General features: G+C 37.1%; 15 protein-coding genes. 2 read left to right on the forward strand and 13 right to left on the reverse strand.

Features of this window, described 5'->3' with window-relative positions; translation table 11 throughout:
* Positions 1-108: 108 nt before the first annotated feature.
* Positions 109-870: a molybdate ABC transporter substrate-binding protein gene (modA, locus tag Q1553_RS05010; protein WP_298495997.1), complete on the reverse strand. Its 762-nt coding sequence runs from the start codon at positions 868-870 to the stop codon at positions 109-111.
* A 9-nt stretch (positions 871-879) separates the two neighbouring features.
* Positions 880-1,752 (reverse strand): TOBE domain-containing protein, encoded by an 873-nt coding sequence (locus Q1553_RS05015; RefSeq protein ID WP_245944240.1) that lies wholly within the window; start codon positions 1,750-1,752, stop codon positions 880-882.
* A gap of 93 nt (positions 1,753-1,845) precedes the next feature.
* On the opposite strand from Q1553_RS05015, the gene Q1553_RS05020 reads away from it, so the two are divergent.
* Together Q1553_RS05020 and leuB are read left to right on the forward strand one after the other, a co-directional pair.
* A complete protein-coding gene (locus Q1553_RS05020; protein ID WP_115551695.1) occupies positions 1,846-2,346 on the forward strand; it encodes a 3-isopropylmalate dehydratase small subunit in 501 nt (166 codons plus the stop codon).
* 19 nt (positions 2,347-2,365) lie between these two features.
* Positions 2,366-3,427, forward strand: coding sequence for a 3-isopropylmalate dehydrogenase (leuB, locus tag Q1553_RS05025; RefSeq protein WP_115551696.1), 1,062 nt, complete (start codon positions 2,366-2,368; stop codon positions 3,425-3,427).
* Between the two features lie 53 nt (positions 3,428-3,480).
* On the opposite strand, the gene Q1553_RS05030 is transcribed toward leuB, so the two are convergent.
* From Q1553_RS05030 to Q1553_RS05080, 11 genes are all read right to left on the reverse strand, one after another.
* Entirely contained in the window at positions 3,481-4,653 is a 1,173-nt protein-coding gene (locus Q1553_RS05030) for a sugar transporter (protein WP_297600963.1), read from the reverse strand.
* Positions 4,654-4,716: 63 nt separating this feature from the next.
* On the reverse strand, positions 4,717-5,211 hold the full coding sequence (locus Q1553_RS05035; RefSeq protein ID WP_115551698.1) for a hypothetical protein: 495 nt from the start codon (positions 5,209-5,211) through the stop codon (positions 4,717-4,719).
* Complete coding sequence (locus tag Q1553_RS05040) at positions 5,208-5,789, reverse strand: TPM domain-containing protein (protein WP_115551699.1); 582 nt, start codon at positions 5,787-5,789, stop codon at positions 5,208-5,210. Before Q1553_RS05040 ends, Q1553_RS05035 begins: the two co-directional genes overlap by 4 nt.
* A 113-nt stretch (positions 5,790-5,902) precedes the next feature.
* Complete coding sequence (locus Q1553_RS05045; protein ID WP_115551700.1) at positions 5,903-6,109, reverse strand: DUF4006 family protein; 207 nt, start codon at positions 6,107-6,109, stop codon at positions 5,903-5,905.
* A gap of 12 nt (positions 6,110-6,121) precedes the next feature.
* Positions 6,122-7,003 (reverse strand): c-type cytochrome, encoded by an 882-nt coding sequence (locus tag Q1553_RS05050; protein ID WP_115551701.1) that lies wholly within the window; start codon positions 7,001-7,003, stop codon positions 6,122-6,124.
* Complete coding sequence (locus tag Q1553_RS05055) at positions 7,004-7,222, reverse strand: cytochrome c oxidase, cbb3-type, CcoQ subunit (RefSeq protein WP_115551702.1); 219 nt, start codon at positions 7,220-7,222, stop codon at positions 7,004-7,006.
* Between the two features lie 2 nt (positions 7,223-7,224).
* Positions 7,225-7,908, reverse strand: coding sequence for a cytochrome-c oxidase, cbb3-type subunit II (ccoO, locus tag Q1553_RS05060; protein ID WP_115551703.1), 684 nt, complete (start codon positions 7,906-7,908; stop codon positions 7,225-7,227).
* Between the two features lie 12 nt (positions 7,909-7,920).
* Entirely contained in the window at positions 7,921-9,387 is a 1,467-nt protein-coding gene (gene ccoN / locus Q1553_RS05065; RefSeq protein ID WP_115551704.1) for a cytochrome-c oxidase, cbb3-type subunit I, read from the reverse strand.
* A 228-nt stretch (positions 9,388-9,615) separates the two neighbouring features.
* Positions 9,616-10,557, reverse strand: coding sequence for a KpsF/GutQ family sugar-phosphate isomerase (locus Q1553_RS05070; protein WP_297578465.1), 942 nt, complete (start codon positions 10,555-10,557; stop codon positions 9,616-9,618).
* A 9-nt stretch (positions 10,558-10,566) separates the two neighbouring features.
* The gene (locus tag Q1553_RS05075) at positions 10,567-11,868 is read right to left on the reverse strand and encodes a Na+/H+ antiporter NhaC family protein (RefSeq protein ID WP_115551706.1); all 1,302 of its coding nucleotides are present in this window, start codon (positions 11,866-11,868) and stop codon (positions 10,567-10,569) included.
* A 79-nt stretch (positions 11,869-11,947) separates the two neighbouring features.
* On the reverse strand, positions 11,948-12,379 hold a 432-nt coding region (locus tag Q1553_RS05080; protein ID WP_300842789.1), incomplete at its 5' end, for an ARMT1-like domain-containing protein.

The raw sequence follows: 12,379 nt of genomic DNA on the forward strand, positions 1-12,379 counted from the left end.
ACATTTTGTGATGGTTGAAATCCTTGCAAACTAAAAATAGAATCCAAACGCACAAAAAGGCGCAAAATGCCTTTCTGCTCGGTAAAAGATTCTAAGATTCCGTGTAACTTATTCAACGCTATAACCAAATTTTAAGAATTTTTCTTTTGCCTCTTTGCCTAAAATATAAGCTTTAAAATCTTTTGCAAGTTTAGAGTCTTTCCCATAATTTGTAATCACAAGTGCTTGATTAATCGGTTGATAAAGGCTTTCATCAATGCTTACATAGCTCATTTCTTTTGTATGGATTCCATATTCTCCAAGCATTGAAAGCGCAGTGAAGCCTACCTCTGCGTTTTTGGATTCTACATAAGTTGTCGCCGCACCAATACTTTCACCTGTTACGAATTTGGACTCTATCTTATCTAACATTTTTGTAGTCGTCAATGCCTCCACAGAAGCCCTGCCATAAGGTGCAACCTTTGGATTTGGAATAGAAATATGAGTGATTTTAGGATTCAAAATATCTTTAAATTCTTTGAGTTTAAAATTCTCATTATTACTCCAAAGCACCAATGTACCTTTTGCATAGATTTCTTCTTTTGCAGGTGCAAGATTTTCTTCATATAGTTTTGCAGGATAACTTACATCTGCGGCGACAAATAAATGAATAGGAGCCCCATTTTTAATCTGCGCATAAGCCTTACCACTTGAAATATATGAAATCTCAATCCTATCCTCTGGCTTATTTTTTAGAAAATCATTCTTGATTTCTTCTAATACATATTTAAGTGATGCTGCACCCAAAACTTTGATTTCCTCTGCTTGCACGCTTAAAGACAAGATTAACCCACAAACTCCAGCAACCAAAATTTTTTTTGTAAAATTCATTTTTTCTCCTTAAATACCCAAAATTACATTGTTGGACTTGAATCCAAACCAAACTTTTTGCCCTACTTTCAATGCAAGGTTCTTTTGGGATTCTTCGGTAATCACCGCAGAGAATCTTGTATTTTCACATTCCATTTCTATTTCACAATTTACCACACCATCTGTGATATGCTTTATCACGCCGCTAATACAATTCTGCATAGAAATGCCTTTGGGTTCTTCACTAAAGACCACAATCCAATTTGCTTTAATCAGTGCATAGGCTTTCAAGCCAACCTTTAGCCCCAAATCCTTGAGAGAATGCAAAGTAATCGTGCTAGAAATACGCATAGAATCGTTGATTTTTAACACCACTTCAGCATTGACTTTGCCCTCTGTAATTAATACAATCTCACCAAACAACTGATTTCTTGCACTCGTTTTAATCATAAATCTCCTTTTAGCACTATCACTCCACTTGGAATAATCCATTATGGAATCCCAATCATTTAAATTGCTCTCAAAAAGTGTAAAAAGCTCTTGTTGGACGCGTTCCATTTCGCGGAAGATTCGGATTGCCTCTAATCCTTTTTGTGTAATTTGTGTGCCGCCACCGCCTTTGCCTCCTGTTACACGTACAACTAAAGGCTCATTCGCGACATTATTCATCAAATCAATGCTATCCCACGCGGCTTTATAGCTCATTCGCATTTCTTTTGCCGCTTTGGAAATAGAGCCGCTTTGAGCAATTCTCTCTAGCAGTTCTACCTTGCCGTGCCCTAAGAAGTTCTTGTCCTGCTCTCTAATCCAAAACCTTCCTTGCACTCTCATTTTAGCCTCCAAACTCAAATCATTTTGCTTTTCCGCTTGAATCTTGCTTAAATCTCCAAACGAAACTAGCAAATTATATTTTAATATATAACGATTGTCAATACCTAAAATTTAGATTCTCTTTGCTATAATACGCGTTATTTTTATGAATTTTAAGGGGATTTTATGCAAAAGCAATTTAGCGGTAAGGCGTGGAAGTTTGGAGATAATATTGATACAGACTTAATCATTGCTGCAAGATACTTAAACACAAGTGATACAGCGATTCTAGCTTCACATTTAATGGAAGATGCGCGCACGGGATTCGTCAATGAAATCAATCAAGGCGACATCATCGTAGGGGGTGAAAATTTTGGTTGTGGCTCTAGCCGAGAGCACGCTCCTGTGGCAATTAAAGAGGCAGGGATTAGTGCAGTAATCGCTAAAAGTTATGCAAGAATCTTTTATCGCAATGCTTTCAATACAGGCTTGCCAATTTTAGAGATTCAGGAAGCAGATTCCATTAAGGAGGGAGATACATTAGAAATAGACTTGCCTAGCGGGGTGATTAAGAATCTCACCCAAAAATGCACCTATCAATTTGCTCCGATTCCACCTTTTATGCTTGAATTATTGACAAGTGGCGGATTAATCCCCTATGCCAAAGCGCAAAATCTAACCAAATAATCTTTTAAAAAGGCAAAAAATGAAAACTTACAAGATTGCTGTTATCAAAGGGGACGGAATCGGTCCAGAAATCGTCAATGAAGCGATTAAAATATTAAAAATTGCTGCACAAAAGTTTAATTTCACACTTCATTTTGAAGACTTTTTGATGGGAGGCATTGCGTATGATTTGACACAAAATCCTCTTCCGGACGAAACGATTGCGGGTTGTTTAGAATCTGATGCAACTCTTTTTGGTGCAATCGGTGGTGAAAAATGGGATAATCTACCGCGCGAACTTAGACCTGAAAGCGGACTTTTGCGTCTAAGAAAGAGCCTAGAAGTTTTTGCAAATTTTCGTCCAGCAAAAGTCTATAATGAACTCCTTGAAGCAAGCACCTTAAAGCCTGAAATTGTGCAAGGAGTAGATATACTTGTCGTGCGAGAACTCATTGGGGGAATCTATTTTGGTACTCCAAAGGGGCGTGATAAGAATCGTGGATATAACACAATGATATATAGCGTAGAAGAAGTCAAAAGAATCGCACACATAGCATTTAAAGCCGCACAAAAAAGAAGCAAGAAAGTTTGCTCTGTGGATAAAGCAAATGTGCTAGATGTAAGCCAACTATGGCGAGAAGTCGTTAGTGAAGTGGCAAAAGAATATCCCGATGTGGAGCTTAGTAATATGTATGTAGATAACGCAGCAATGCAACTGATTCGTAATCCTAAGCAATTTGATGTGATTTTGACAGGCAATCTTTTTGGAGATATTTTGAGTGATGAGGCGAGTATGCTTAGTGGTTCTATTGGTTTATTGCCCTCTGCATCTATCGGCGGAAAGGCTGCTATTTACGAGCCAATTCACGGAAGTGCTCCTGATATTGCTGGACTTGGAATCGCAAACCCAATCGCCACGATTGCAAGCGCTGCAATGATGTTGCGCTATTCTTTAGGAGAAATAGAAGCAGCAGATGCGATAGACAATGCGATTGAAACTGTCTTAAAAGAGGGTTATCGCACAAAAGATATTGCGAATTTCGGTGCTAAGGAAGTTTGCTCTTGTGAGCGTATGGGTAGCGTGATTGCAGAATATATTTAAACTCCAATGAGGAAACGCATTTTAAAGCTTTCCTCCCGCCACAATTTTATTATTCAAAAAAACATTTTCTTGCTATAATAAATATAAACACAAAGTGCAATTCCCGCACCTACAAATCCAAGATTTGCAATTCCTAAATACTGAATCACGATTCCACCTATAAATGCTCCACTTCCAATACCGACATTATAAATTCCAGAAAACATTGACATTGCCACAGCAGTACCAACAGGAACTAATTGTAATACTTTTGCTTGGAGAGTAAGATTAAATAATGTAATACACAAGCCCCAAAGCACACAAATCAATAATGCCCCAAAAAGGCTAAACTTCGCTCCAATTAAACTTGCAAGCGCAATAAAAATCCCAAAAATTGCGAAATTTAAGAAAAATGTTTTGTATTCATTATAATATTTAGAAAACACAAAACTTCCCACAAAACCAATGCCCCCAAAGACAATCAATACCATTGTAATAACATTTTCTCCAAAATTCGCATACTGCATCAAAAAGGGTTCAATATAACTATACACGATAAAATGCGCACTAACGAGGCAAAGTGTGATTCCATAGATTCCAAGTAATTGTGGAGTTTTGAGGAGTTTTGGCAAGCTTCTAGGAGAAATTGCGCCTCCACTAGGTATTTTGGGCAAACTCTTAACCAAAACCAAAAGAAGCAGAAATGCAACGATTCCAATGCTTAAAAAACTAATCCTCCAACCCAAATGCAATCCAATCACTCTTCCTAAAGGCAATCCAGCAATTAATGCAATACTCGTGCCCGTCGCAATGCAACTAAGTGCCACACTTTCTTTGCCTTTAGGAGCTACGCGCACTGCCATTGGAGTAGCAATAGACCAAAATAACGCGTGCGCACAAGCAACTCCAATCCTAGATAGCATTAATGTCCAATATCCACTAGACAATGCAGAGCCAATATGACTCAAAACAAAAAGCCCGACAACTAAGAGTAGAAGCCGTTTCATTTCAAAGCGAGAACAAGCCAACATCAAAGGCAATGACGCGAGTGCCACCACCCAAGCATAAAGGCTAATCAAAAACCCAGCTTCCGCCTCACTTACACCAAAATCCTTTGCAATCAAACTCAAAAGACCTATGGGAACAAATTCTGAAGTATTAAATATAAATGCCGCAAGACTAATTGCGATAACAGCTAGCCACATTTTCCAATGATGGGTTAAATGATTTGCTTGAGAATCCTGCATAATTCCTCCAAACAAAGTATATAATGGAACTTTAGCCTACAAAACCAGAATAATCAATGGATTTTAATCAATGGATTTTTGAATAAAATATTCTTGTGTAACGCAAATAGAGTCCTCCCCAATCTCTATCAATGCTTCACTTTGATAACGTCCTTCCTTTTGCACTTCAAAGCTTTGGCTTTGCCACAAACCCTCAACCAATTCACCCTCTCCTAGATTCTTATCCTCTTTAACAGTATTTGGTCGTGTAAGAAAAAAACTTACCTTGGCATCTGTTTCTATCTTGCCATTTATTTTATTGCTTAAGCGCAAAAAGATTTGGCGAAAACTCTTTGTGTCTTGTTGTAATGCGCCTTCAAAAGAAACATTATATTTATTTAAAAACGATTCGCGACTTTTGACAATCTCGTTAATATTTGCGTCAATCTCTTGCGAACTGCGCTGGCATATACTTTGTAATTCAACAGGATTCATAACTGCCACTTTAATAGTTAGCACGATAAGCCCTACCACTACCATTGCAAGCAAAAAGATTCCAAAAGGCCAATAATTTTTCATTTATTTCTCCTCAAATACACAAAAACAAAAAGCAAAAGCAAAACAAATAACATTACATAAAGCACTATACGCACAACACTTTGTCCTTTGTTTTGTTTCGGAAAACTATGTTCAAGCTCCACATTTTGTGATTGAGCAATCCTATCGGCAATATCTACAAAACCATTGAGTAAAAAGGCAGATATACTTTGTTGTGTAAGGTCTTTATCAGATTTTGGAATCAGAGGCACAATATAATCCCAATAAACTACCCGCTTATCAAATAATTTTTCAGCCTCCGCACTCGCAATGATGTTTATTTTTTTTTCTTTACGCACAAAAAAAAGAAGAACAAAAGGCTCTTTTAAGTTTTGCAGATATATTTGTTCTTTCTCTTCAAGATTTGTTCCCTCTAAACCTTCAAGAGCAACAACATACATTGAAACGCCTGTTTTTTCAAACACTTCATCAGATAACACTTCTATAAAATCTGTTGTTTTTTTGATGAGCTGATTTTGATTTTCCAACACATAAGATTTGCCCAAAGCCAATGTGCAAAAAAATAGGGAAAGAATCCCTATTTTAAGTGCTTTCAACATTCATTAACCAACATAAAGAAGCATATTAGGAATAAAAGCAACTGCAATAGATGCAACAATCACTACAATATGAGCTACAAAAAGAATTTTTTCCAATCCGCTATATTTAACCATTATTTCGCTCCTACTTCTTTATAATGCTGAGCATTGTCAGCACTTCTCATTTGCAAAGTGTTTGCATTTTCAATCGTATAAGGATTGTTTGCTTGAGCACTTTGTGTTACTACTGCTGTATAGCCAAGGCAGAAAACAACAGAAAGCAACAAAACAACTGCTACGATAAAGCCCAAAAGTCCATTAACTCCAAATAAACCATTCATACTCAAACCTCCTTAGTTTTTCTCTGAATAGATAAAATGTGCCAAAGCTTCTTTTTGCTTATCAGTTAGCATTTGAGTTTTAAAAGTTGGCATAATACCAATATGTCCTTTTTTGCCTTTTTCAAGCACTTCAGCCACAAATGCTGGTGTTCCATATTTAGTAAGATCTGGTGCCATACCACCCATTCCTGCGCCATCTTCACCATGACAAGCATTACATGTTGCAGCACTATAAAGTTCTTTACCTTTTGCAACCAAGTCTGGATATTTTGTATTTTTAACTTCAGAAATTTCCGCCATTACATAAGCAGCAACTGCTTTTTGTGCTTCTTCAGAATCTACTACGCCGGGAGCAACTTCGCTAAGAGGCAACATATCTCCCAACATATAGCCTAAACCTTTACTACCATTTTTAATTGTTGCAATGATTCCTTCTTCTCTACCCCACTCTGCCAAATTTGCTGCTGTGCCATTCATCCCTTCCGTAGTGATTCCATGACATTGTGAGCATTGAACCAAAAATAAATTTTGTCCCATTTTTGTTAAAGTTTGAGCATCAATATTCTGCCATTGTGCTTCAAATTTTGCATTATAAGCTCTCACTTCATCATTATATTCTCCGATTTGTGAATAAGTATTGAGAGGATAACCTACAAACCAATACCACAAACCCCAAATCAACAATACAAGATAAGTAGCACCCCATCCAATTGGAATATCATTTTTAAATTCTTTAATACCATCCCAATCTTCACTTGTTAATTCACCTTCTGCCTTGCTATCTTTCATCTTTTTGATGTAACCACCGACAATGAAAATAGTCAAAGCTAAAATTGCTACGGCGCCAAGTAATCCAAGTTGATTTACACTGTCGCCCAAGTTAAACCATTCCATTTAGCTCTCCTTCTTTTCGTCTTTATTATTTCGTTTTTCCACTAAAGCATCATTTAGGTCATCATCTAACGCAAGTCTTGCGTATTTCTCATAATCAATTTTTCCACTTCTTTGGCTTTTGTAAAGATGAAATACATATCCATACAACAAAAACACTAATAGAATTGTAATAAACCAATAAGCATAACCTTGAATGATTCTTATCGTTTCATATTCCACGATTAGTTAGCCCTTCTTTTTTGTCCCAAGCTGTTTAAATAAGCAATCAATGCTACAATTTGCTTAATTTCACCTCTTTCAAGTGCAGCTTTTATTTCTGGATCTTTCATATCCTCCGCTAGAATTTTTGCTTCTGCTAAAATCTCTGCTCTTGCCGCTTCTAAATCACCTAACTTAGGATTATTTTCTGTGTCATAAGGCATTGAGAAAACAACTTTTTGCGTATAAGCTTCCGCATAAGCAGTATCTACATCTACATTTTTATTGTATAGATGTTTATATGCTGGCATAATAGAACCCGGAACTACCGCAGTTGGGTCTAACATATGTTCTTCATGCCAATCTGTGGTTCGGACATCACCTACACGATGTAAATCTGGTCCCGTTCTTTTAGAGCCCCACAAGAATGGTCTATCATAAGCATATTCACCACTTAGACTATAAGCACCATAACGATCTGTTTCTGCCTTAAATGGGCGAATTAATTGAGAATGACATGCATTACAACTTTCGCTAATATAAACTTGACGCCCTGCTGTTTCCAAAAGCGTATAAGGTTTGAGATTCTCTGTCGGACGTGAAGCCTTAGCAAAATCTGGCAAAATCTCAACTAGTCCCGCAATTGAAAACACTAACAAAAAGACTACCGTAAAGAAAAACGGATTTTTTTCCAACCAATGAAACATCACAAGCCTCCTTTACGCTGCCATTGGAGTTGCATATTTAGGTTCACTCTCAAGCTCCCTACTAGCAACAATGGTCATAATAATGTTATAAACAAAGATGATAAAGCCTAAGAAATACAATACTCCACCAATTGCCCTAATTGTATAATAAGGCATTAGCACAGTTACAGTATCAATAAATGAGTAAGCCAAACTTCCAAATTCATCCGTTGCTCTCCACATCATACCTTGTGTAATTCCTGCAATCCACATACTTGAGAAATAAAGAATAATCGCAACAGTTTGTACCCAAAATTGAATATCCATTAGTTTTTTAGAATAAATTTCACGTTTGAATAATCTTGGAGTCATATGATAACAAGCCGCAATGATTGTAAAAGCAACCCAACCCAACGCTGCATCATGCACGTGTCCAATAATCCAATCTGTAAAGTGTGCTAAAGCATTAACGGATTTAATAGATTGAATTGGTCCTTCCAAAGTAGTTAGCATATACCAAGTAGAAGCTAAAAGCAAAAATTTAATGAGCGGAGATTCTTTAAGTTGATGCCATTGCCCTTTCATAGTTAATAGCATATTTACTGCTGTTCCCCAAGATGGCAAAATCAAAACAACTGAAAAAATTGAACCCATTGTTTGCATCCAATCTGGAACGGTAGAATAAATAAGGTGGTGGCTACCAGCCCAAATATAAACAAACATTAATCCCCAAAATGAAAATAAAGTTAATTTATAAGAGAAAATTGGTTGTCCTGATTCTTTAGGTAAGAAATAATAAATCACACCAATAATTCCTGAAGTGAAAACAAATGCAACCGCATTGTGCCCAAACCACCATTGCACCATTGCGTCATTTGTTCCTGCATATAAAGAAATAGAATGCCAAACAGACCCTACGCCAGCAACTAAATAAGTTGGAATAGAAAGGTTATTAAAAATATAAAGTGCAGAAATTGCTACAAATGTCGCAATAAAATACCACAAAGTGATATAGATGGTTTGTTCGCGTCTAACACCCATTGAACCGAAGAGACTAACTCCCCATAACACCCATACGACAACAACTAACAAATCTAATGGCCACACAAGTTCAGAATATTCTTTTGACTGACTCATACCAGCAAACAAACTAACAACCGCTAGTGCCATTAGCACAATATAAACCCAAAAATGCAAATGACCGACCACTTTTAAAAATGGATGCTCATTATAAGAAATTTTTAGGACTCTTTGCCCCAAATAATACCATGCTGTCCAAATACCACTCAATGTAAATCCATAGATGATTCCATTTGTGTGTAAAGGGCGCAAGCGTCCGAATGTTCCGAACTCACCGGCTAAATAATTAAGGTCTGGAAACGCCATTTGACAAGCTATCACAACACCCAACAACAATCCAACAATACCAAATGCGATCGTTGCAAAAAGAAATAATTTTGCAATGGAGTAATCATACTCTAACGCAGGATTTGATTGCATATTTGCTCCTTCCTCTAAGATTTCCCTTACATATTTTATAGAGAATCCCAATATTTTATAAAATAAAGCATAATTACTAGCTTAAAATTTACAACAAATAGCTAACGAAATAAAAGAAAGTGTTTAGATTCTTAAAATCTTAATATTTTTTAAATAAAACAAAATAGAATCACACCCTAAGGCATTTATTAATTCGGTAATTTACCCACCCCTAATAGAGAATCGCCGCTAAACTCTACCGATTTCATAAAGTTGCACAATTCCCGCTAGACATTCGCCATCTTGGACAATCAATTCTTTGATTTTATACTCTAGCATAAGAGATTCTGCCTCTGTTGCCATCGCATTACTTGAAATTGTTTTAGGATTTTTAGTCATAATCTCACAAGCAAACGCATTGAATTTTTCTGCACTCAAAGCCCTGCGCAAATCACCATCTGTGATGATACCCAATAATTTACTTTGTTCTACTACTAAACACATACCAAGCTTTTTAGAAGTCATCTCAGCAATTAATTCTTTAAAGGGCGTATTAGGCATAACAAGCGGTAAATTTTCACTCACCATAATATCTCTTACACGAGTGAGGAGTTTGCGCCCTAAGCTACCTCCTGGGTGAAACAATGCAAAATCTTCTGGCTTAAAATTGCGCGCACGCATTAGAGCCACTGCAATCGCATCTCCCATTGCGAGTGTCGCCGTTGTTGAACTCGTAGGAGCAAGCTGCAAAGGACAAGCTTCCTGCTCAACACTAACATTCAAAAAATAATCACTTTCTTTTGCGAGCGTAGAATGCACTTTACCACTCATTGCAATTAATGGAATCTGACGCACTTTGATGGAGGGAATCAAGCGTAAAATTTCTTCACTTTCTCCAGAATTTGAAATCGCAAGCAAGGCGTCCTCGCAAGTAAGCATACCTAAATCCCCGTGTAAAGCTTCAGCAGGGTGCATAAAAAAGCTAGGTGTTCCTGTGCTTGCAAGAGTTGCGGCAATCTTTGCCCCTATATGCCCAGACTTTCCCATACCACTGATTACTAAACGCCCCTTAAGATTCAAAATCTTAAGTATCACTGCATTAAAATCCTCACCGACGAATGATTTTAATCCCAAAATCGCATTAGATTCCAAATCAAAAACCTCTTTCGCTATCTTTGTAAAATCTTGCATTGCTATTCCTTACAACAAAATTGCACCTATCGTTCCACCAATAATTAACGAAGTATTATAGGTTAAAAAAGTCGGCACACAAGTATCCCAAATATGATTGTGTTGCTTATCCGCGTTTAATCCAGCTGTCGGTCCCAATGTGCTATCACTTGCAGGGCTTCCTGCATCGCCTAATGCTCCTGCGATTCCAACTAACAAAATAATTGCAGAAGAAGAAAAACCAAGCTCCAATCCAAGAGGGCAGTAAATTGCCGCAATAATTGGAATCGTCCCAAAAGAAGTTCCAATTCCCATCGTGATTAACAATCCTACAAGCAACATCATCAATGCCCCGCCAAATTTTCCTCCGGCAAGCGTAGCAACATAATTCACGAGTGATTGGATTGCTCCTGTCTCCTTTAAGATTGCACCAAATCCTGCAGCAACTAGCATTACAAATGCAATAAATGCCATCATTTTAAAGCCCTCTTCCATTACTTCGTCAATTTCTCCCCATTGGATTCCGCCAAGTAACACCATTAAGATGATTCCACACAACGCGCCTAGAGGCAATGAACCAGCCCAAAGTTGCACAACAAAAGCCACAATCGCCCCAAGCAACACCGCAAAATCCCTACGTTGCATTTTTGGACGCTCCAAAATCTCAAGGGATTCTTCACTCAAATAGGTATTTTGATATTCACGAGGCTTACGATAAAACACAAAAATAGCAAGCAACAAGCCAATCAGCATACTTAGCCCACCAATCCACATCACACTTGAAACATCACTTAAATCTATATTGACACCATTTTGATTCAATTGGTCGCGCAGAATTGTGTGAAAAATCAATCCAAATCCTACACTAAAGCTTACATAAGGAGCTTTCAAACCAAAAGTCAATGCGCAAGCGACTGCGCGTCTATCAATCTTTAAGCGATTCATTAATGGCAACAAAGGTGGAATTAAAATCGGTATAAAGGCAATATGCACTGGAATAAGATTTTGTGAAAAACACGCAAAAAAAGCGATAAAAAGACAAAACATTAACCGACGATTTTGCACAAAATTAGCGATATAATGAATCAGAATCAAAGTCAAATTCGTGCGCGCAATCGCACTTGCAAGTGCTCCAAGCAAGACATAACTCAAGGCAGTTTCAAGATTTCCTGCCATACCAGAAATTAATAGATTGATACTTTTTTCTACACCGATTCCACCCAAAATTCCCGCTGTTAGCGCAGAAATCAAAATTGCCAAAAGCACATTCAGTCGCGCTAAACACAGCACACCCATAACCAAAATAGACACTACAACCGGATTTGTCAGCATTTATCGCCTTTGAATTAGAGAATTAAGATGTATTTTACTTAATAAAAACTTAAAATTAATAGGAGTTTTCAAGATTAACTTATGGAATCGCATATAAATTTGGATTAAAAAACACAAAATCCCCCAAATTTTTTTGCAAGTAATTTTTTACCACATCGCATTTAATCTTAAAAAGTAAAAAGATTCTTTCATCTTGTTTTGCTGAATTTTCCATAGATTCAAAGTTTCCCATTCCTTTTGCCAAAATTACATCGGCATTATGATAGATTTCCTTTGCTTCTGCGCTTGCTAAAGATTCTATGAAACCCGGACTCATCACGCCACTATCCACAACTTTTGCAAGAGTAAAAATCGCAGAGTCTGTGTGCTTTAAATCTGACAAAGTAATATCATTAATAATCTCTGCCCCACGCACAAAGTAAAAAATCTCTAAATGCGGATATAGCAAATTTAACGCAATAATCAAAATCTCATCAAACTCATTTTCACCCGCATTATCTCCTATCATCAC

Origin of the sequence: Helicobacter sp. UBA3407, assembly GCF_949747025.1 — a bacterium.
Taxonomy (GTDB): Bacteria; Campylobacterota; Campylobacteria; order Campylobacterales; family Helicobacteraceae; genus Helicobacter_D; species Helicobacter_D ganmani.

Coding starts and splice junctions, on each gene's coding strand:
- Q1553_RS05050 (WP_115551701.1), bottom strand. CDS start 7,003: ATGGAATGGTTTAACTTGGGCGACAGTGTAAATCAACTTGGATTACTT.
- Q1553_RS05035 (WP_115551698.1), bottom strand. CDS start 5,211: ATGAAAAATTATTGGCCTTTTGGAATCTTTTTGCTTGCAATGGTAGTG.
- Q1553_RS05045 (WP_115551700.1), bottom strand. CDS start 6,109: ATGAATGGTTTATTTGGAGTTAATGGACTTTTGGGCTTTATCGTAGCA.
- leuB (WP_115551696.1), top strand. CDS start 2,366: ATGAAAACTTACAAGATTGCTGTTATCAAAGGGGACGGAATCGGTCCA.
- Q1553_RS05040 (WP_115551699.1), bottom strand. CDS start 5,789: ATGTTGAAAGCACTTAAAATAGGGATTCTTTCCCTATTTTTTTGCACA.
- ccoN (WP_115551704.1), bottom strand. CDS start 9,387: ATGCAATCAAATCCTGCGTTAGAGTATGATTACTCCATTGCAAAATTA.
- Q1553_RS05020 (WP_115551695.1), top strand. CDS start 1,846: ATGCAAAAGCAATTTAGCGGTAAGGCGTGGAAGTTTGGAGATAATATT.
- Q1553_RS05030 (WP_297600963.1), bottom strand. CDS start 4,653: ATGCAGGATTCTCAAGCAAATCATTTAACCCATCATTGGAAAATGTGG.
- Q1553_RS05070 (WP_297578465.1), bottom strand. CDS start 10,557: ATGCAAGATTTTACAAAGATAGCGAAAGAGGTTTTTGATTTGGAATCT.
- Q1553_RS05075 (WP_115551706.1), bottom strand. CDS start 11,868: ATGCTGACAAATCCGGTTGTAGTGTCTATTTTGGTTATGGGTGTGCTG.
- modA (WP_298495997.1), bottom strand. CDS start 870: ATGAATTTTACAAAAAAAATTTTGGTTGCTGGAGTTTGTGGGTTAATC.
- ccoO (WP_115551703.1), bottom strand. CDS start 7,908: ATGTTTCATTGGTTGGAAAAAAATCCGTTTTTCTTTACGGTAGTCTTT.